Genomic DNA, 21,627 nt, shown 5'->3' with positions numbered 1-21,627 from the left:
TTTGGGGTTGATAAGCTGATATAAAACAGTCTAAAGGGGAGCATATAGTATCCTTAGTATCCTTGGATGAAAGTGATGCTTTAGGTATATGGGCGGAGATTTAAATTGAAATAAGGACGAAGACCACTTAAAACCAGCGCTGAGAGTCTGGTTCTACTGTCCACACCTAACCCCAATCATCTCTGGATGCACATTACCTTCTAAAACCAGGTCAATGAGAAATGGTCCCTTATGTGACAAAGCTTGCTTGATAGCCGGAGCAATCTCGTCTGGTTTTTCAACTCGGACAGCTTCAACACTCAGCGATCGCGCTATTTCATCAAAGCGGATAGCAGGTTTAGACAAATCAAAACTCAGCGGAAAATCATGCTCTGAAATACCCTGCTCTTGCCAGTAAGCTTGGATATTCAACTGCAATATGCGGTAAGATCTGTTATTGCAGACAACAAACTTAGCATCTACATTGTGGCGAGCCGCTGTCCAAAGTGCTTGAATGGTGTACATCGCTCCACCGTCACCTGTAAAGCCAATTACTATCTTGTCAGGGTTGGCAATTTTGGCACCAATCGCTCCTGGTATGCCCACGCCCAAGGAACCACCACGAGTCAGGAAGTAGTGCCCTGGTTTAGTGTTGGTCGATAGCGCGTCACCGCAGGTGAATTGGTTAAAGCTTCATCGAAGATAATTGCATCCTCTGGTAGTTGCGTTGCCAGTTCTGCCATAAAACGAGACAAATATAGAGGTACCGCATCCTGAAGGTGGCGATCGCGTTCTAACTCACTTTCGCGTTTAGCTGCTTTCGCTGTAGCAATTTCAGCAGTTCGAGCTTTAGCCTCTGCTTTCTGTTCTGCTGTCATTATTGCTTCTAGGTTGGTTGCCAACTTCGCAAGTGTCAGTTTCGGATCGCTGACCATCCCGATATCAACAGGGTGATTTTTAGCAATCTCGTAGGCATTGAGATCAATGTGCATCACCTTAGCCTCAGAAGCGAAGATATCACCTAGTTCAGGAAAGACCTCTGGTAAAAGGTAAGTTCCACAAACTAAGTTGACATCTCCCTTAGATACAATAGGTAAGCTTTGAGCGCCAAACATATGCCCTGTTGCACCTTGATACAAAGGATGGACATGGCTCATATTCAATTCCCCTGCATCGGCTTCCCACACTTCTGCACCTAAGAGTTCAGCAACGCGAGTTAGTTCATCTTGTGCGCCAGAAAACGCCACTCCATCGCCCACAAATATCATCGGCTTTTGAGCCGCTGCCAACATCGTCGCTCCAGCCTTGAGTAAATCCTCGTCGGGCACTACTTTGGTAGAAGGGAACGAAGTTGGTTTTACTTCTTCAACCACAGGCGCATCTAAAATATCTTGCGGTAAGCAAACATACACAGGTCCCATAGGAGGAGTCGCAGCAATCTTGATCGCTCGTCGCAGCACGCGCAGAAGCGAGGATGGTTCCATCACCATCGTTGACCATTTGGTCACTGGTTCAGCGAAAGCTACTAAGTCAGCTGCCATTTGAGCATCCATTGCCTGATACTTAATTCCAGCATCTCCACCGATAACCACTAGTGGTGAGTGACCCCGCTTTGCTTGGTAAAGTGCTCCGATCGCATTCCCTAATCCAGGACTACTGTGGATCTGAACTACAGTAGGTTTCTGGGTTGCCCGCGCGTAACCATCGGCTGCCATTACTGCAACTGTTTCTTGCAATGTCAAGATATACTTCAAATCTGGGTATGCCCGCAGAGCATCTAGAAAACCTTGCTCGACAGTACCAGGGTTGCCAAAAATGTAACGAATACCATCTGCCAGAAATTGCTCTAAAATGGCAAAGCATCCAGTTTTGCGTGTCATAAATTCTGCCTTGTGCATGGTCTGTAGCTCTTTCAGCGTTTTCATTGGGCTACCACCCGTAACGAGTCAGTCCTGTTTCCAGCACTTGCACTAATATCCGACCACACTCACAAGAGGAAGCAGTTGAGCGACTGGTAATGAAAGGAAAATCAACAAGAACGGATGTTTGATGCCCTACATTGCCGATAAAAGCACCATCTGAGCCAACAGCATCGCGGAGAATGAATTCTAGCGGATAGAAGGGAGGACCAAAGTTGATATACCCATCTCCAAATCCTTTGTTAGTACCATCAATTGCATGATGACCTTCAAATCCCGTACCATCTAGATAGTCATAATCAATCGGATGCCCAGTGACGTGCTTACCCCAAATTAAGCTCTTTTTCTCTCTAAAGTCTCGTGCAAATGCTAAGCAGGCAACACCATAGCATTCAGCAGCAATTGGTTTTTGTAACTTGTAAAAACCTAAGATAAGGTCATGCAATCTCTGGTTATTAGCTAAATCGACCATTGCCCCGCTGCCACCGACAATCACGAGAGCATCGTATTCAGTTAATTCCTCGGTGATAATCTTGTCGATTTCCTTGTAATAAGCTTCCATGTCTCTGAGGTAGGTCGCAGAACTGGGGTAGGCTCGCTGAGGAAACCAGTCAGCAAGACTCTTAGGATTATCCAGTCGCTCCGACTCGTGCACTTTGCGTGTTTTTTCAGCCATTTCTTCTGACGTAACCGACCGTCCCAAAGGCGGATCGATGTAGCCTGGTGCGCAACTGACTGATAATGGAGTTGGTTTCTTTCCGTTTGGGGTCAAGAACGTAATATCGTATCCTGCTAAATCACATGCTTCTAAGGGACCAATCAGTTCTTCGCCCCAATATCCCCACTCTGATAAAGCAAATAAAATCTTTTTCACTCACTCTTCTCCTTTTACGTAATCTTGTTGCGATTAGTCTGCTTGTCATACCTTGTAACTGCGATCGCCAGTCTCAAAAGCGAAATCCTAGGCAATAAGTTGAATTAGCGATTAAATACCCATCTGAAAGCTTTAAAAGTACGACTACTAACAGTGCGATCGCAAAGCGAAGAAATTTGTTAGCTAACTTTATTTCATCTTCAGCGATAATAAGTTGATAAATAGTTATTTGATTTGTAATCGATTCATTGAAAAACTAAATCTAGCTTCTACTCTCAACTCATTTTGATCAACCAAAGTTTAGGCTTTTAAGGACAAATTTAAGGATTTATATTCAGAAAGTTCCCAAATCCAGCATCAGTAAAGGTTTCAACTGTTATTAGAGTGAATTGATTGCAAGTGTAAGTTTGCTTAAAATCGGAAAAGTTTTCTTATCTGCAGAAATTGTGTTTTTTTCTATGGATAAATTAATGAAATGTGATGCAATTGCTAAAATACTTGTGATAGAGATCGCAGCGTGGAACTACATTTTTCTCTTACTTATGCACTATATTCACTTCAAGATTTTTTACCGTAGTATTGGCGTGTTAGTAAGCAATCGCCACTCGTTCTGCAGAATTTAATTCAGACATCTGTGCAACTAAATCTTACTTTTTATCAATTTTTTCACAAAACGTTAAAAACAATGGTTTGAAGTGCGCACCTTTTCCAACTTTTTCTGGTTGTTAGTGCTAAACAAACTAGCTTATATTAATAACTACAGCAATTGAGTTTTATAGATGTTTAAAACGTGTTGTTATTAACTGTTATCACGTTCAAATTAAATCTGATGAATTTGGTACACAAGATTGAATCTATAGAATATTTCAAACAAAATAAATAAGTAAAAAAAAGAAATTAAAAGATGTTATCGGTCAATATTTAATGATCAGCAGAGCAACAATTAACCATTAAAAAACGTAAAATTTGCGATACATAATTACGCCCACCGACTTCTCAACTTTATTCTTTCTACAACTCTTGAAGGTAAGTTCAATAGTTATCGTTTCCAGCGAATGAATGTATTCAAGATATATAGTGCTTTTAAATGATTCGTGAATCAATACATAGAAGAGAACCTAAGAGCTTATAGTCATGAACAATTACTATTAGCAACTCCTAGCGGATGTGCATAACTCAAATAGAAACAATATATAACTAAATTATTAATATTCATCAAGAGATGTTATCGAGTGTAAAATAATTTTTCTTTTTTGAAAAAACATAAACGCAATTTAGAACCAAAGCTAGTTTGGTGCAGGACAACTAACTGTGCTTAGGAAAAATGAAAATAAGTCTTAAGCACATCAAACTAAAATCAAGGAGTGACGATGCTAGATGAATGGACAACAATACAGGCGTAGGCGGGGTGTAATATTAACACCTCAAGGATTTCAGAAACTCCAAGCAGCTAAATCCCATGCAGAAACATGGCAAAATGCTGGCAACCGTTATACACTCGAAGCCTTGAACGAGTACACAGGATTGTCTGTGGACACCCTAATGAAAGTATTTAAATGCGAATCTGGAGTCGATAAGCAAACTTTAAAGTGCTGCTTTAGGGCTTTCAATCTGTCTTTAGAGCCTGGTGATTATTTCCAACCAGCACGACAAATTGAGCAATTGGAGGCGATGTATACTGCACAATCAACACTTGAGTTAGAACCGGAATTTCCAGGAAGTCAAGTACCTTTATATTCAGCTTTTTATGTCGAGCGTTTTCCTAGTGACACTGATTGTTACAAAACAATTGTGCAGCCAGGGGCACTAATCCGGATCGAAGCTTCTAGGCGAATGGGAAAAACTTCGTTGATGGCGCGGATTTTGGATCAGGTAGCAACAAAAGGCTATCGAACTGTGCTTTTAAACTTTCAGCTAGCAGATAAGACAATTTTCCAAGATTTGAATAAATTTTTGCAGTGGTTCTGTGCCAGTGTTGGATTAAGTGTACAAATGCCTAATCAGTTAGCAAACTATTGGAGTGAGACGTTTGGCAGTAAAATCAGCAGCAAAATGTATTTTGAGCAATATCTGCTGGCTGAAACAACACAGCCTTTAGTATTAGGGTTAGACGAAGTTGACCTCTTGTTCCAATATCCTGAGATAGCTGACGAATTTTTTGGGATGTTGCGAACTTGGCATGAGGAAGCTAAAAATCGAGAAATTTGGAAAAGACTCCGGTTAGTCGTTGCGCATTCAACACAAATATATATCCCCTTGAATGTGAATAAATCGCCGTTTAATGTGGGGTTGCCGATTGAGTTACGTGCGTTTACAAGTTCTCAAGTGCAAGATTTAGCATTGCGGTATGGACTAGATTGGTCATCTGAAGAGGCGGAGCAACTGATAGCTCAAGTAGGAGGGCATCCCTATTTGGTACAGTTAGCGCTATATCATATTTGGCATCACGATGTCACCTTGGAGCAATTGTTGCAAACATCTCATATCTCGTTTGAAATTTATCGCAATCACTTGCAACAGCAATTGTGGCATCTACAACAGCATCCAGAACTGGCAATAGCTTTTGGTCGGGTTGTAGCTGCACCATCGCCAGTGGAGATAGATTTAATACAGGCTTTTAAGTTGCAACGTATGGGATTAGTGCATTTGCAAGGCAATCAGGTAACACCCATTTGCAAGTTATATGGTCAATATTTTCGCGCTTACTTCAGCGGCAATTTGGAAGTTTTAAGGATAACGCAATGCTTAGCTTCAACACAAGCAGGTAGTGAGGCATGCCGCTTAAATCACTAGCTACTCGATGATAGTCTAGTTGTTTGGCTAAAGAGATATTATTTCTCAAAGCAGGATACTGACTATATCAAGACTATTATTAGCGCTCCAATTCTCGCAAAGGTACGCGACGTTGTGCAGCTTGCGTCAGTAACGATTCTGCAAATGCGATCGCATCATGTGCCGATTTACCACCTGCTAAAGTTGCGAGTTCTTCACGGCGTGTCATGAAGTTATTAAGTGCGGTGACTCGCACAAGGGTACGCAAATCAGAAGTTGTGGAAGTTTCCTCCACAACTTTATCAACACGAAAGTGCCGATCTGCCATTGCTGCAACTAGAGGTTGGTGTGTGACACACAAAACTTGATGATGTTGACTAAGTTGGTGTAATTTTTCAGCGATCGCCTGTGCAACTCTTCCGGAAACTCCAACATCAATTTCATCAAATATTAATGTTCCCACAGCGTCGGCTTCGGAAAAACATGATTTCAATGCCAATAAAAAGCGACTCATTTCGCCACCTGAAGCGATCGCTGTCAGCGGTTGTAATGGTTCGCCAGGATTCGGACTAAACAAGAACGTTATTTTATCTGCGCCCATTGCTGTAGGAGATGTCGCCGTCACTTCCACTTGAAACTGTACCTTTTCCATTGCCAAAGGCTTAAGTTCTGCAATCAATCGCGCTTCTAGTTTTGCCGCCGCAGTTTGGCGTAAATCTGTTAATTTGTGACAAGCTTGACTTAATTTCTTGAGATATTTTTGTTCTTGTTGTTCTAAAGCTTCAACCGAGTATTCATTACTATTCAGTTCTTCTAATTCGGCGGCAATTTTCTGATAATAGGCGATCGCATCTTGTAGTGTTGGACCATATTTCCGACAAATTTGCTTGAGTTCGCGAATGCGTTCTTCGACTTCAACAAGTCGCTGCGGATCGGCTTCTAATCCTTCACCGTAAGCATTAATTTGCCGTCCTGCTTCTGTTACACTTGCTAAAGCTTCACTGACCAAATCCAAAATTGATTGCAACTGCGCATCATACTGCACCATATCGGTTAAAGTTGCTTCTGATTGCGCGAGTAAATCAGCACCAGCAGGCGCGTCATCGTCGCTTTGATACAACGCTTGGTAAACTTGGTAACTCAATTGCTGCAACTCGACAACGTGACTTAATCGCTGGCGTTCTTGTTCGAGTTGTTCAAATTCATCAGGTTCGGCAAGATTTGCGGTTTTCAGTTCTTGAACTTGATATGTCAATAAATCGAGTTGTTGCAAGCGATCGCGTTCAGATTGTCGTCGTTTTTCGAGTACGGTTTTTGCTTGTTGATAGTCTGCAAATGCAGCGGTGACAATTTCTCTTTGTTGTACATGGGCTGCACCACCGTAAGCATCTAACCAATCGCGAACTTGTGCAGGTTGTCCTACTTGTACTGTTTGCCCTTGCGCGGTAATTTCGACAATGCGATCGCGCAATTCTGCCATTAATTGGCGATTCACGAGAATACCATTCACCCGCGAACGACTGCGGAGGCTACCACCTGTTGTCGTCATTTCACGACTACAGACAAGACAATCTTCATCGATTAATTCGATTTCTTGGGCAGTTAACCAAGGAATCATACTATCGAGTTTGAACGTTGCTTCTACTAACGCCCGATTTGTACCAGTGCGAATGACGCGACTAGAAACTTTACCTCCCAAAGCCGCATCGATTGCATCTAAGATAATAGACTTTCCCGCACCAGTTTCGCCCGTTAAAACATTTAAACCAGCCCCAAACTCTAGTTCTAGCTGATCAATTAAAGCAAAGTTTTCGATCCGCAGGCAGATTAACATAATGTTGAATTCACCGTGAGGGCAGATGCCGCAGGCTGGCAATTTAGGAGACACTATCTTTCATTATGAGGAACGCGCGACAAGCTCGCTCACTTTTTTTGGGCGATCGCTGATTTGGATACCAAAATCAAACTAACGCATTTTGACGAGGTACTTTGAGAGTTTTGAGTTAAAAGAAGTTTCTTAACTTATAACTGTGCGACGCGGTAATTACTGTATCCCCAACAAAACAACTAAAAACATGAAGCTTGTCGCAAAATTTGTTACAATTATTAACATAGTTCCGCTACAGCGGTTAGAGATTCATGAACGGAAAATATTCACCTTCAATAAGACTTGATGAGCGTGTGCCAACCCCAGTTATGCAAGGAAATAATCTAACCGTAGTAGAGGAACGAATACCACATCATTCAGTGATTGCAAGTAACGTAGAACCAGAAACCATACGCTACGATCCCATTGCGATCGCCGAGTATTTTCGCCATAGACCACTCGAAGTGTTTGGGCGGATACTCAGAGTATTATTCCCAGTTATCAGCTTTGCCTTTGGTTTATGGTGGGACAAACAGCGTAGCCGCGCAGTCAAAAATGAACGGCGTCGCGCAATTCAGTTACGCGAACTTCTAACTCGATTGGGACCTGCGTATATCAAAATTGGTCAAGCATTATCGACTCGACCTGATTTAGTTCCCCCTTTATATTTAGAAGAATTAACACAGCTACAAGATCAACTCCCGCCCTTTCCCAACGAAATTGCCTATCAATTTATTGAAGAAGAACTCGGCGATCGCCCCGAAAACATCTACGCCGAACTATCACCCCAGCCACTCGCTGCGGCTTCTTTAGGACAAGTTTATAAAGGCAAGTTAAAAACTGGGGAAACTGTTGCCGTTAAAGTTCAGCGCCCCGATTTACGTGAATGCATCACAGTAGATCTCTACATACTACGCCGCATTGCTACATGGGCAAACAACATCAAGCGGGTGCGTAGCGACTTAGTCGCAATTCTAGATGAGTTTGGTTATCGCATCTTTGAAGAGATGGATTACATCCACGAAGGAGAAAACGCCGAACGCTTTGCCCAGCTTTATGGTCACATTAAAGATATTTATGTTCCCAAGATTTATTGGCAGTATACACAGCGTCGTGTCCTTACGATGGAGTGGATCGTAGGAACTAAACTAACTCAAGCAGAAGCGATTCGCGCCCAAGGCATTGATGCGCGTTATCTTGTGGAAGTTGGTGTTCAATGTTCACTGCGCCAGTTACTCGAACATGGCTTCTTTCATGCCGATCCGCACCCAGGCAATTTACTAGCGACTCCTGATGGAAAACTAGCGTATCTCGATTTTGGCATGATGAGCGAAATCAAACCGCAACAACGCTATGGTTTGATCGAAGCGATTGTTCACATGGTTAACCGCGATTTTGAGGGTTTAGCTCACGACTACGTCAAGCTCGATTTTCTCACCCCAGACACCGATTTAACTCCAATTATTCCGGCTTTAGCACGAGTTTTTAACAATGCTTTAGGCGCAAGTGTTGCAGAGTTAAACATTAAAAATATTACTGATGAGTTATCAGCGTTAATGTACGAATATCCCTTCCGCGTTCCAGCATATTACGCCTTGATTATTAGATCGCTGGTGACGCTAGAAGGAATTGCCATTAATATCGATGCCAACTTTAAAGTTCTGAGTGCAGCTTATCCTTATGTTGCCAAGCGTTTATTAACAGATCCAGCCCCAGAATTACGCGCGTCTTTACGCGATCTTCTCTTTAGAGACGGTAGTTTTCGCTGGAATCGCTTAGAGAACTTATTACGTAATGCACGTAGTAGCCAAGAATATGATTTCAATCAAGTTCTAGATCAAACAATTGAGTTTCTCTCTTCCGAACGCGGTGCTTTTATTCGCAATAATCTGGTGGATGAAATTGTTAAAGGTATTGACGCTTTAGGTCAGAATACTCTACAAAATGTCACAAGTAACCTACGCGATCGCATTCTTAAAGCGCCTCTAGCTAATCGCCTCGCTTGGGCAATTGAGGAAACACCAAATGCATCCGTTGAGCAAGAACAAACGTTAGAACATATTAAGCGTGTTTGGAATATCCTTCAAGACACGCAAGGCTTTGATGCCTCAAAAATCGCGCCCCAGATACCACAGTTACTGTTAAAACCTGAATTACAGCGCATGGGTCAACAAGTTGCTAGCCGCCTAGCCCAGCGTGCGATCGCCCGTTTGATTCGAGAAGTACTCGTCTCACCCGAACCAGCATACACTAACGGTCAAGTTAAACCCAGACCTGCACTTGTTTCTATTCCAGCGAAAGCAAAAGTGTAGGTAATATTTAGAGAGGAAGACATTCCTCTCTTTTAACTTCACTATTCACTAACTCCTCGCTCCTCAATTCTCTCCTTCTCTCTCCCTCTTCAAACTTTCTTCTAAAGCTTGAATTTGTTCTCGACGCGCTTCAACTTCGAGCGATCGCCGTGCCAATTCCTGCGTTTGTAAAGTTAAAGTCTGCCGCCATTGTTCTGCTCTTTCGGTTTCCTGCTGCAAAAATGTTGGTGTAATTCCACTGGTTAAATAAGTTTTAATTAACTCCAGCACCCAGTTTGTTGCATTTTCAATCTGTTTAATTTCCCCTCTAGGAGATAACTCTAATAAAACCAGTAAACCTTCATGCAATTGTTCAGCATCAGGGCTTGTTAGTACTTCAGCAGGAGGAATCACTTTCTCCTCAGTGAGAATGACCCAAGTATACTCAGCTTCTTGAACCGCCAGTAACCGGAGACTCAACTTACCAGAAAGTTGGTGTTTTTGCACTTGAGCCAAATGTCGCATTGCCTGATAGAGGGGTGAGGGGTGAGGGGTGAGGGGTGAGTAATTTTATCTGTAACACTTTATTAGGGGTTCGTTAAAAAACAAGAGAAGTTAAGCCAAACGACGTAGCCGTTCTTGGAGAATTTGTAGCTGTGTTTCAGCTTCTGTGAGCGCTGCTTTTGCTCCTTGGACAACTTCAGCTGGAGCCTTGTTAACAAAGTTAGGATTATTGAGCCGTGTAGAAAGTGTCTTTACTTCAGCTTCAAGTTTTGTAATATCTTTCTTGAGCTTTGCTCGCAAGGCTTCGATATCAACGACACCTGTTAGTGGAATCAGTACTTGGATCGTACCAATTACACCAGCAATCGCTGATTCAAGTTGATCTACAGTAGCCGTAATATTTAATGTTTCGATTTTTGCTAGTTCTTGAATATACGATTGCCCTTGTGTCAAAGTCTCACGTTCATTAGCGTTTTCACTCTGCAAAATTGCTGTGACTTTAATTCCAGGCTTGATATCCGCCTCAGCACGTAGATTGCGAATTGTGCGAATAGTACCAATCAGTAGGTCAAACTTTTGTTCTAATTCTGAATCAATCAAGTTTTGCTCGACCTCTGGATACGATTGCAGCGCTAAAAATTGATTTGCATCTGCTTGTGTCAGCGTATGCCAAATTTCTTCAGTAATATGTGGCATAAATGGATGCAGAAGTTTCAGAATGCCTTCTAAAACATATCCTAGTGTTTGTTGAGCTACTTGTCGCGAAGCTGTTGTTGATTTGTTTTGCAGACGCGATTTCACAAGTTCAATGTACCAATCGCAGAAATCACCCCAGATGAAATCGTAAAGTCCCTTCGCTGCTTCACCCAATCCGTACTTATCAATGTAATCGCTTGTTTGCTGCACGACTTGATAGAACCGCGAGAGAATCCAGCGATCGCTTAATTCTAATTCGCTGCTAATAGGTGAACCCAACTGTTGTGGTGTTTGCCCGTCTAAATTCATCATCACAAACCGCGCGGCGTTCCACAGTTTATTCGCAAAGTTACGCGATGCTTCTACTGAGACTGATTCATCCGTTTTGCGATTGTATTCGAGCCGGATATCTTGCCCTGCGCCTGCAACTTCTTTAATCAAAGTGTAGCGAAGTGCATCAGTACCATACTTCTCGATCAAAATCAATGGGTCGATGCCATTATTTGCCGACTTCGACATTTTCTTGTTATTCTCATCCCGCACCAAGCCGTGAATATACACATCCTTGAATGGCATTTGTCCGGTAAAATGTCCTGCCAACATTGTCATGCGGGCAACCCAGAAGAAAATGATGTCAAAGCCTGTCACCAAGGTGGAAGTAGGATAATAAAACTCCAAGTCACGAGTTTGCTCAGGCCAGCCCAAAGTCGAAAATGGCCATAATCCTGAAGAAAACCACGTATCTAAAACATCAGGGTCTTGCTCTAGCTTGACATTTTTCCCAAATTGTGCAGTCGCTTTTTCTTGAGCAGCTGCCGCACTCTGCGCTACGACAAACGGCGTTGTATCAGTAATTTCTCCATTCGTTTCACTGACAGCGTACCAAGCAGGAATTTGGTGCCCCCACCACAATTGACGCGAGATACACCAATCTTTGAGGTTAACCAACCAGTCGCGATAAACCTTTGTCCAACGCTGCGGGATAAACTCCGGTGAATTGCGATCGTCAAGAAATTCCAGAGTGCGATCGGCTAAGGGGCGAATTTTGACAAACCACTGCGTTGAAAGTAGCGGTTCAACGGGAACTTTACCGCGATCGCTATACGGTACTGTGTGTTTATATTCCTCTACCTTAACTAAAACACCATCCGCTTCTAGCCGCTGCACCACATTCTGACGGGCAACAAATCGATCTTGTCCTTGAAACAGTCCGGCATTTTCATTCAGCGTACCGTCCTTGTTCATAATGTTGATAAACGGCAAATTGTGTCGCTTGCCCATCTCAAAATCATTCAGATCGTGCGCGGGAGTCACTTTAACGCACCCCGTACCAAACTCCATCTCAACCAATTCATCCGCAATTACAGGAATTTCCCGACCGAGAATTGGTAATCTCAGCATTTTGCCGATCAAATGCTTGTAGCGATCGTCATTCGGATTAACTGCCACTGCTGTATCGCCCAGCATTGTTTCAGGGCGCGTAGTCGCGACTTCTACATAACCCGATTCATCAGTTAATGGATAGCGAAAATGCCATAAATGCCCGTTAACGTCCTGACTTTCCACTTCCAAATCAGACACTGCCGACTGCGTAGCCGGACACCAATTTACTAAGTAGTTTCCGCGATAAATCAGCCCTTCTTCATACAACCGCACAAAAGCTTCTAAAACCGCCTTCGATAAGCCTTCATCCATTGTGAAGCGTTCCCGTGACCAATCTACCGACACACCCAAACGTCGTAGCTGGTTAACAATTGTGCCACCTGATTCTGCCTTCCATTGCCAAGCGCGTTCGAGAAACTTCTCGCGTCCCAAGTCGTAGCGCGTTTTGCCTTCAGCCTTCAGTTGTTTTTCTAAAATTGCCTGCACCGCAATACTCGCGTGATCCGTACCAGGAAGCCACAACGTATTGCGTCCCTTCATGCGGTGGTAGCGCACCAGCGTATCAATTAAGGCACTTTCAAAGGCGTGTCCCATGTGCAAACTACCCGTAACATTTGGCGGAGGAATCACGATGCAGTATGGTTCGCCGCCATTTTCAGGGCTAGCTGTGTAAACTTGGTTTTCTTCCCACGATTTCTGCCATTTGGCTTCAGTGGAGAAGGGTTCGTAGAGGCTGGGCAGATTTGTCACAGTTGCGGTCATGGAGGGAAGACTAAATGAGGACAGCTTATATAAGATTTTGCCACAGGGTGATGGAAGAAAAAAAAGGACGCATTGTGCTGCGCCCCCAGAAAACTTATGAAGCACTCACTTCTAAACCTGAACAGCAACCTTTGCTTCTTTATTTTTAGCTGCCATCAAGCGCTCATAAGTCGCCCGCATTTTCAAGCCTGTTAACACCTGGAACAATCCCGTACCATTGTTCGAGCCAGGATACTCGCGGTGCTGTAGCAATAAATGCGTCATTTCGCCAGGATACTTGGTTGAAGTATTGCTCAAATGCGTCTCAATGTAGCTGACTTCTTCCAATCGGTCGAATTGACCATCGACTTCTAGCACCGAAACATAGCGACCATAGTAAACATCTGAGCCGTAGAATAATCGCATTCCAGGATATGAGCAGGTCAGTTTTCGACCACAAGGCGTCCAGTGAATTGTTGAACCTTGGTCAAATAGATACACTGGATCGAAGCCTTCTTTACCTTCGCGCTGCAGCATTCGTACCCGCAATACTTTGCGCTCTTTGTCGTCTTTGATTAAATTGGTGGGCAACACTTGCAAAACCACATCAGCAAATTCTCTTTGTGGCTCAATATACGCCTCAAAGTCGGGACGACGGGCATTGATGGCTTGCATCACGTCTTCGTAACGATGACCTCTTTCTGCCATATCGCGTTGAATTTTCCACGCGACTTTGACTTCGTCACTGATATCAAGATAAACGCTGAAATCGAGGAGCGATCGCACTCGCTCGTCGTACAACGGATGTAAACCTTCGACCACAATGATATGATTCGGCTCTACCCGTTCTGGCGGGTCGATCATGCCGGTTTCGTGGTTATAAATCGGTTTATCAATCGCTTGACCATTTTTGAGCGCTTTAATCTGCTCGTACATTAGGTCAAAATTATTTGCTCTAGGGTCAAGTGCAGTTATTCCTGTTTCTTTACGCTGTTTGCGATCCAAACTATGATAGTCATCGAGACAGATAACTGTGAGAAATTCTTCTCCAAATAAATCTGTTAAACGGCGTAAAAATGTGGATTTCCCGCATCCGGAGTCTCCGGCAACGCCAATTAGAACCACGCGGTCCGGCTTACTGGTCATAGGTGTCCTCTAACAACAAGATGAGTCAATTGCTAAGTTTTCGCTAGCCCAAAGGTTATTCTGTTGATCCGCTTTCTGTGGTGGCTTGTCCACAGAACTCTTTACAGGAGACAGCATATTTGCGTTACACTCCAGCAATCCCCAACTTGGGAGACGGGAGATATAGCTGTTAAGTATTTAGTCCTACTGTTATAGTAGATCCTACCAGAATGTAAACTACTCTACAAGGCTGATGTAAGCGTTATCTTCTGTCTCAGTACTTATGCTAAGGTTTAGTTGCGCATTTTTATAAAAAAATTCAAAACTGACTCACTCTTGACATTATGCAAGTTGTTTACCCGATAGGGTGATAAAAGCTCAGGTGTCATTGCTGCAATTGCTGATCAATAGCGAGTGAGCGTCGTAGGGGTTCATATGAACAAAGCTAATGTCTTTAAATATTTTTTACTACCAAGTCCGGCAGTAAAATTTGTTGTGGGCAGATTTGTTCAGTAACAAGTTAAGTAGGGTTCGGAGAAAATTCATCGATGTACAATTCAAGCGCCGCTGATGGTGCTGCCAATACAGTATCTGGTAGCCGCGTTTTTATTTACGAAGTAGTGGGATTACGTCAGAACGAAGAAACTGACAAAACTAACTATCCCATCCGTCAAAGCGGTAGTGTCTTTATCAGAGTGCCTTACAGCCGTATGAATCAAGAAATGCGGCGGATCACTCGGATGGGCGGCAAAATTGCTAGCATTCACTCCCTGAGCGCTGATGGCGCAGTAAATGGTTCTTCAGTAATGAAGATGAAAGCAAGTAAAAGTCAAGGAAATGGCGCTGTAGCCACATCTACGACTACTACAAGCGAAGGTAATGCCATCAAATCAGATGATCAAAAGCTAAATTCTGAAAAAAAAGGCAAGCCTATGACTCAAGCAAAGGCTAAAGAATCGCACGCTGATGTTCCAGTTAACATCTATCGCCCGAATGCTCCTTTTGTTGGTAAGTGTGTCTCGAATGAAGAGTTAGTTGGTGAAGGTGGTATCGGTACTGTCCGGCACCTGATCTTTGATATCTCTGAAGGAGATTTACGATATCTTGAAGGTCAAAGTATTGGTATTATTCCCCCTGGAACTGATAAAAAGGGTAAACCAGAAAAACTACGGTTATACTCGATTGCATCAACACGGCATGGAGATCATGTTGACGATAAAACGGTATCGCTTTGTGTCCGGCAACTAGAATACAAGCATCCAGAAACAGGAGAAACTGTCTACGGTGTTTGCTCAACTTATCTGTGTCATCTCGAACCTGGTGCAGATGTGAAAATTACCGGACCTGTCGGTAAAGAAATGCTGCTACCGAGCGACCCCAACGCTAATGTCATCATGTTTGCTACAGGAACAGGTATCGCACCTTTTCGGGCCTACTTGTGGCGCATGTTTAAGGATGAGGAAAAAGCAGCAAACCCAGATTATGAATTTAAGGGTTTTTCTTGGTTAATCTTTGGAATTCCTACGACTCCCAATGTCCTATACAAGGAAGAACTCGAAGAAATTCAACAAAAATATCCTGATAACTTCCGCTTGACATACGCTATTAGCCGCGAACAGAAGAATCCTCAAGGCGGTAGAATGTACATTCAAGACCGCGTGGCTGAACATGCTGATGAATTATGGAAAATGATTCAACAGGATAACACCCATACTTATATTTGCGGTTTGAAAGGCATGGAAGGTGGCATCGATGAGGCGCTATCAGCTGCTGCTGCTAAAGACGGCGTTGACTGGATGGACTACCAAAAGCAAATGAAAAAGGCTGGTCGCTGGCACGTAGAAACGTACTAGAGGTCAGGAATCAGAAGTCAGAGGTTAGGGGAAGAACAAAAGTGTATTCCTGTAGCATAATAATTGGTTTTCAAAAAAGCGGATTTATTCGTGGAGAAGACCAAGAAATTTATGCCTGAAGATGTATTTCAAGGTATAAGATGTCACGATTTCAGGAATATCATCAAGATAATTCCCTGACCTCCGACCCCTTACCCCTGACTCCTCAATTTTGGTGAACTGGTACGAAAAAACTGTGATTAAGGTTGGTTTACTAGGATTAGGAACCGTCGGCACGGGTACTGCACAGGTACTATTTGATACTGCTGGACGCCATCCATTATTAGAAGAAATTGAAATTTATCGAATTGGAGTGCGATCGCTTGATAAAGACCGTACTTTAAACCTCCCTAGAGAGATATTGACAACTGATCTAGAATCAATAGTCTCTCATCCGGAAATTGATATTGTTGTTGAAGTTTTAGGGGGATTGGAACCCGCGCGATCGCTCATCCTTAAAGCAATTGAGAACGGCAAACACGTTGTTACTGCCAATAAAGCCGTAATTTCGCGTTACGGAGATGAAATTTTTACAGCGGCAAATGCGGCTGGAGTTTACGTCATGCTAGAAGCAGCAGTGGGCGGCGGTATCCCTGTGATTCAACCACTCAAGCAAGCTTTAAGCGTTAACCGCATTCAGGCAGTAACAGGGATTGTTAATGGCACAACAAACTACATCCTGACACGGATGCAAACTGAAGGCAGTGACTTTGATGAAGTTTTAGCCGATGCTCAAAAACTTGGTTATGCTGAAGCCGATCCGAGTGCAGATGTTGATGGTTTAGATGCCGCAGACAAAATTGCGATTCTAGCTTCTTTGGCATTTGGCGGACGTATCAAGCTACAAGAAGTTTATAGTGAAGGAATTCGTAGCGTTAGCCAAGCAGATATTGCGTATGCCGATAAACTGGGGTTTGTTATTAAACTGCTAGCGATTGCTCAACGGACACAACCTACCTCAGCACTTTCAGTAAGAGTGCACCCCACACTGGTAACACGATCGCATCCTTTAGCAAGTATTAATGGAGTTTATAACGCGATTCTGATCGAAGGTGAACCCTTAGGACAAGTGATGTTTTATGGTCCTGGGGCTGGGGCTGGGGCGACGGCGAGTGCTGTTGTCTCAGATATTATGAATATTGCCGCAGTCTTGAAAACAAAAAGTAATCAGGTACAAACGCAATCCAATCCTTTACTTGCTTGTTCGCATCAAGATTATTGTGCGATCGCCCCAATGGCTGAACTGACAACGCGATTTTATGCTCGTTTTCTCACCAAAGATCGCCCTGGTGTGATCGGGAAATTAGGAACTTGCTTTGGCAACTACGGCGTTAGCCTAGAATCGATCGTCCAAATTGGTTTGCAAGGCGATCTAGCCGAAATTGTTGTTGTCACCCACAATGTCCGCGAAGGCAATTTTCACTCATCTTTGGATGAAATTCGCACCCTCGAAGCAGTAGACAGCATTCCTAGCGTACTACGAGTTCTTTAAAAGCAAATTTATCCGCGATTTTTCAGTAAAACTCTCCAAAATGGAGTATTTCAAAATTTGCACCTGTAGGTTAATTTTTTAAGAGTTAGATTTTACGCTTATCTGGGTAATTCAGATGACAAATCTCCCTCCCGACCCACCGTCATCGCCAAGAAGTCCCTTAGGATTTGACGAGTTTATCGCCATTTTGGTTGCTTTTAGCGCCATCGGAGCCATTTTATTTTGGTCAATTGGTCGTCGCGATCGCGGTTTTGACTGGGTTGGTCTTCCTGGGCTATCAACTCCATCGCCCTCACCCACTGTTAGTCCTACTGTTGCCCCAACTCCAACACCAACTGCAACTGTTGCACCGATAATACCACTCCCTACAGTAGCTCCTACCATACCGTCACCTGAAGCACTTGCACCCGCACAACCACGACCTTTTGCTGGCGTTGTTCCAATTCCAGCACCCGTTCCCCAAGCGACACCAACACCGACTCCTTCTCCTACTCCAGAACAACTGCAACCAATTGCTTTTGTTGATGTTCCCGAAAATCACTGGGCGCGTCCATTCATTGACGAACTTTCGGCACGTGGGATTGTCAGTGGCTTTGCTGGCGACTATTTTCGTCCCGATGAACCCGTAACGCGTGCAGAATTTGCGGCGATCTTACAAGCTGCTTTTGATCAGCAGCTAGGTCCTGGAGAACAGGCGATCGCTTTTACTGATGTCCCTGCTGATTTCTGGGGAGTTCCAGCGATTGGTAGTGCGATTAGAAGTGGCTTTATGCAAGGCTACCCAGGAAATATCTTTCAACCACAACAACAAATTCCTCGTGCCCAAGTATTAGTTGCCCTTGCCAGTGGTTTAAATCTACCAACTCCACAAAATCCTACTCAAGTACTGGGTATATTTGGAGATGCCGATCAAACTCCTAAGTGGGCAGTTGAACAGGTAGCTGCTGCAACTGATGCTGGTTTAGTCGTTAATTATCCTGAAACCAATGTCCTAGAACCAAACCGCGATGCTAGTCGTGCTGAAGTGACTGCCTCTATTTACCAAGCTTTAGTTCGTGCAGGTAGAGTCGAACCAATTCAATCTCAATATGTAGTGCAACAGTGACGTCAAAATACTTAGCAACTTTCTTCGCAGCTATACAAACTAGGTCTCTTGACGTGGACTCATAAAGAAAAAACCAGTAGAGATCGGTTTTGTTTCGATAGCTGTAGTCAAAAGCGTTAGCTTCAAGACATAAATCACTATAAGATAAATGCCTGACACAATAAATGGGCGTAGGTTTTGCTAAGACACAAATCCCCTCGCCCTTATATCTTTTATGCTGGTAATTTCAGACCTATTTATGATTCTGGTAGTTGTTGACTGCCGATTACTTGCTTTTTAAGCGATTGCAGTTCTTGTGATAACTCTTGCCGTTTGGAAGCTTGAAGTAGATATCGATTCACAAACCAAACTGAATAACCAATACCCACCAATTCAAAAGTTGGTGAGAGTAGTGGAATATCATTCAGTGCGTCTAATACAGCTAGAACTACCTTGACGGTAATGATAGCTGCCAGGATTAAACCAACAGTGATAATTGGCTGCTTGTACTCGTTGAAAAATCTGCCAATGTACTCAGGTAGCTGTGCGAGAAATTCAGAAATTTGCGATCCAACTCGCCGCCATTGTTCGTCTTGTGTAGAAGGTGGCAAGGCTAAAGATCCTGAAGGTGCTGAATCTGATACCCCTATCGTTTCCGAAGAAGTAGGGTTTGCGTATTCCGGTGGTTGCACTTGTGATTCCATAGTTTTAACGTTGTTTTCAAATGACAACTTTGACGAGTGTTTTCCGGTGATACTTTAAACGTATAGCACCGCTAAGATTGACAAAGATAAAGTCTTTTCGATTTCTTTTTACAATACTTGACTCACAAATCTGCTTCATCAACTCCAAGATAGAGAGGTGATATTGTAAATCAAGTCAGAAGACAGAGTAATATATCCTCCTTTTGCGTGTAAACACTTAAACTAAGATAGCTGATTTTACTAAATTTTCAGCCTTCAATTACTGTTTTTTATGCAATTACTGCTCTAAAACTAGTTTTGCTTAGCATATCATCTGTTTTTCTCTTCCAGCGCGTTGTGAAAATCATTATCTGATGGCTATGCGCTGTGGCTATATGATAAGTGATGTGCTGTTTAGCTTACTGTACTAAAATTAACGTTCGCACTGAGGTAACACTTTAAAGTACAAATACACTACATTCCAAGCCAATATCAGCCTCCAGCCGCAAAAGTAGCCATAATCAAAACTGAAAGAAGAATACCAGGAGTAAGTAGTAATATCAGCATTAACAAGTCATGAGTGTTCATCTTGTCTCCTTTGAGAACTTTAGATTTACTTTAATTACTGTTATAGAAAAATTACTCACACTTGCGAAAGATCGTGCTTTCATTGAAAGAACTACACGTCCAGAGTTTCCAAGTGCGAAAGTCTCGAACTGAAGGATATCAAATTTCTAAGTTCAGTTAGTTAGCAAACAGAGTCTTCGAGGCTGGATTGAAGAATAGAAGCTTAATCAGCGCAACAAGACATAAGATTACATTTACCTCTCTTGCCAACTTTAGCAGATTGCTTGCGATCCGTGGCTCAGATTAAAGGCAAACTTAAACCTTTTAATTGCGTATCCGCGATCGCATCTTTAGATTGTACTAAGACATTGAATCCACCAAGCCCCATCGGATCGATGAGTTGATGTAAGCTATCCCTGCGCTGTAGCAGTTTTTCTAGTGATTGCTGTGGCGACGTACTCAGTGCAGCAATGCGATTTCCTAACCCTAAAGCCATCAAGAACAATCCTTGCTGAGTTGAACCTACTGTTGTTAAACCACACAATTCACCCCATGCTTGCAGCGCTGTAAAATCTACATGAGCAGTGATATCCTGTTGCCCAATATATAGATATGGATTGTTGTGGCGATGATGGCGATAGTAACACTGTAGCGTTCCTTGCCTAATGGGATTATAGTAGCGGTTAGCTGAATAGCCGTAATCAATGGTTAACAAGTAACCTCTTTGTAGGCGTGCTGCTACCATTTTCAACCAATCTAAAGCTGCTAAGTTGACTTCACTGTGGTAGCCTTCAGGATAGGTAGGAGAAGGTAAGGCAATTTTGTTTAAGTCAAAGTATTCGATGATTCTCGCTGTTGAAAGTTCGCCTACGACTTCTGTAAATGTTGCGTGAGAAGTACTTGCTGTCTGGGTTGTGACATAAATTTCGCGTAATTGTCCGTTTTCGATGACAATTTGATGTACAGGTAACGCATCTACTAATTCGTTAGAAAAACAGCAACCAACTATCGAGTTTACTGGAATTTCTTCGAGTGTCTGCCACTGAATATGATTATGGTATTTTTGAAGTCGCTGTTGCTGTTCTTGAATTAAAGAAGGCGATCGCTCAATAATGACATAACTGAGTGCCGCTAAAAAATCTGGATAGCACCCTTCGAGATAGTTCAAGATATCTAACGCTAAGATACCTTGCCCTGCTCCCATTTCCAGTAATGTAAAAGGAACAGGTTTTTCTAGAATTTCCCAAATTTGGAGAAATTGTTCGGCGAGTAATTCGCCAAAATCTGTGCCCAAGTGTGGTGAAGTAAAAAAATCGCCTTGCTTACCAAGCTTCGTGGCATGAGTATTGTAGTAGCCGTACTGAGGATGGTACAGCACTAAATCCATATATTCCGCAAAGGTAATCCGGTGCTGCGGACTTTGGGCGATCCGCAGCGCGATCGCCTCACACAACGCTGGATTAGAATCACTCACCGATTGCGTCATCAACGGTCTACAGAACCCATGATGATATCTACACTACCCAAAATTGTCACAATATCAGCTACTTTGACACCCCGCAAAAGGTGCGGCAAAATCTGCAAGTTATTGAAATCTGCTGGACGAATCTTCCACCGCCAAGGAAAGACATGATCATCACCCATGATGTAGATGCCTAACTCACCTTTGCCACTTTCTATCCGAACATAATGTTCGCCTTTGGGGATTTTGAACGTGGGTGCGACTTTCTTGCCAATATACTGGTAATCAAAGCCATT

The 21,627-nt window shown here is 43.1% G+C and carries 13 protein-coding genes and 1 pseudogene; 5 read left to right on the top strand and 9 right to left on the bottom strand.

The genetic code is table 11. The features are described from left to right. Positions 1–153: 153 nt before the first annotated feature. Both CSQ79_RS23470 and CSQ79_RS23465 read right to left on the bottom strand, forming a co-directional pair. Positions 154–1,859, bottom strand: a pseudogene (locus tag CSQ79_RS23470) (thiamine pyrophosphate-binding protein). Between the two features lie 49 nt (positions 1,860–1,908). Then, entirely contained in the window at positions 1,909–2,772 is an 864-nt protein-coding gene (locus CSQ79_RS23465; RefSeq protein WP_099703537.1) for a type 1 glutamine amidotransferase domain-containing protein, read from the bottom strand. A 1,377-nt stretch (positions 2,773–4,149) separates the two neighbouring features. Here CSQ79_RS23465 and CSQ79_RS23460 point away from each other — a divergent pair. Next, positions 4,150–5,565 (top strand): AAA-like domain-containing protein, encoded by a 1,416-nt coding sequence (locus tag CSQ79_RS23460; RefSeq protein ID WP_099703536.1) that lies wholly within the window; start codon positions 4,150–4,152, stop codon positions 5,563–5,565. A gap of 79 nt (positions 5,566–5,644) precedes the next feature. Here CSQ79_RS23460 and recN read toward each other — a convergent pair whose 3' ends face one another. Continuing rightward, entirely contained in the window at positions 5,645–7,378 is a 1,734-nt protein-coding gene (gene recN / locus CSQ79_RS23455; protein WP_099703535.1) for a DNA repair protein RecN, read from the bottom strand. A gap of 305 nt (positions 7,379–7,683) precedes the next feature. Between recN and CSQ79_RS23450 the strand changes: the two genes are divergently transcribed. After that, the gene (locus CSQ79_RS23450) at positions 7,684–9,723 is read left to right on the top strand and encodes an ABC1 kinase family protein (protein ID WP_099703534.1); all 2,040 of its coding nucleotides are present in this window, start codon (positions 7,684–7,686) and stop codon (positions 9,721–9,723) included. 63 nt (positions 9,724–9,786) lie between these two features. Here CSQ79_RS23450 and CSQ79_RS23445 read toward each other — a convergent pair whose 3' ends face one another. The 3 genes from CSQ79_RS23445 to CSQ79_RS23435 form a co-directional block, all read right to left on the bottom strand. Then, the gene (locus CSQ79_RS23445) at positions 9,787–10,227 is read right to left on the bottom strand and encodes an HmpF-related protein (protein ID WP_099703533.1); all 441 of its coding nucleotides are present in this window, start codon (positions 10,225–10,227) and stop codon (positions 9,787–9,789) included. Positions 10,228–10,317: 90 nt separating this feature from the next. Beyond that, positions 10,318–13,047: a valine--tRNA ligase gene (locus CSQ79_RS23440; RefSeq protein WP_099703532.1), complete on the bottom strand. Its 2,730-nt coding sequence runs from the start codon at positions 13,045–13,047 to the stop codon at positions 10,318–10,320. 111 nt (positions 13,048–13,158) lie between these two features. Continuing rightward, positions 13,159–14,172, bottom strand: a complete 1,014-nt coding sequence (locus CSQ79_RS23435) for a phosphoribulokinase (RefSeq protein WP_099703531.1) — start codon at positions 14,170–14,172, stop codon at positions 13,159–13,161. 527 nt (positions 14,173–14,699) lie between these two features. On the opposite strand from CSQ79_RS23435, the gene cpcD/petH reads away from it, so the two are divergent. The 3 genes from cpcD/petH to CSQ79_RS23420 all read left to right on the top strand — a co-directional run bounded on the left by cpcD/petH (position 14,700) and on the right by CSQ79_RS23420 (position 18,640). Next, positions 14,700–16,004 (top strand): bifunctional rod-capping linker CpcD/ferredoxin--NADP reductase PetH, encoded by a 1,305-nt coding sequence (gene cpcD/petH, locus CSQ79_RS23430; protein WP_099703530.1) that lies wholly within the window; start codon positions 14,700–14,702, stop codon positions 16,002–16,004. A 214-nt stretch (positions 16,005–16,218) separates the two neighbouring features. After that, the gene (locus CSQ79_RS23425) at positions 16,219–17,535 is read left to right on the top strand and encodes a homoserine dehydrogenase (protein WP_289501493.1); all 1,317 of its coding nucleotides are present in this window, start codon (positions 16,219–16,221) and stop codon (positions 17,533–17,535) included. A 115-nt stretch (positions 17,536–17,650) separates the two neighbouring features. Beyond that, complete coding sequence (locus CSQ79_RS23420; RefSeq protein ID WP_099703528.1) at positions 17,651–18,640, top strand: S-layer homology domain-containing protein; 990 nt, start codon at positions 17,651–17,653, stop codon at positions 18,638–18,640. Positions 18,641–18,876: 236 nt separating this feature from the next. On the opposite strand, the gene CSQ79_RS23415 is transcribed toward CSQ79_RS23420, so the two are convergent. From CSQ79_RS23415 to CSQ79_RS23405, 3 genes are all read right to left on the bottom strand, one after another. Further along, positions 18,877–19,323, bottom strand: coding sequence for a CAAD domain-containing protein (locus CSQ79_RS23415; protein ID WP_099703527.1), 447 nt, complete (start codon positions 19,321–19,323; stop codon positions 18,877–18,879). A gap of 844 nt (positions 19,324–20,167) precedes the next feature. Continuing rightward, on the bottom strand, positions 20,168–21,355 hold the full coding sequence (locus CSQ79_RS23410) for a class I SAM-dependent methyltransferase (protein WP_099703526.1): 1,188 nt from the start codon (positions 21,353–21,355) through the stop codon (positions 20,168–20,170). After that, positions 21,355–21,627, bottom strand: a 273-nt coding sequence (locus tag CSQ79_RS23405) for an NADH-quinone oxidoreductase subunit D-related protein (RefSeq protein WP_502693961.1), incomplete at its 5' end; no start/stop codon positions are given. The genes CSQ79_RS23405 and CSQ79_RS23410, both read right to left, overlap by 1 nt.

This window comes from Gloeocapsopsis sp. IPPAS B-1203, from assembly GCF_002749975.1.
Taxonomy (GTDB): domain Bacteria; phylum Cyanobacteriota; class Cyanobacteriia; order Cyanobacteriales; family Chroococcidiopsidaceae; genus Gloeocapsopsis.
Note: the sequence above shows the minus strand (reverse complement) of the source record. Positions and strands in the feature narration are given on the sequence as shown.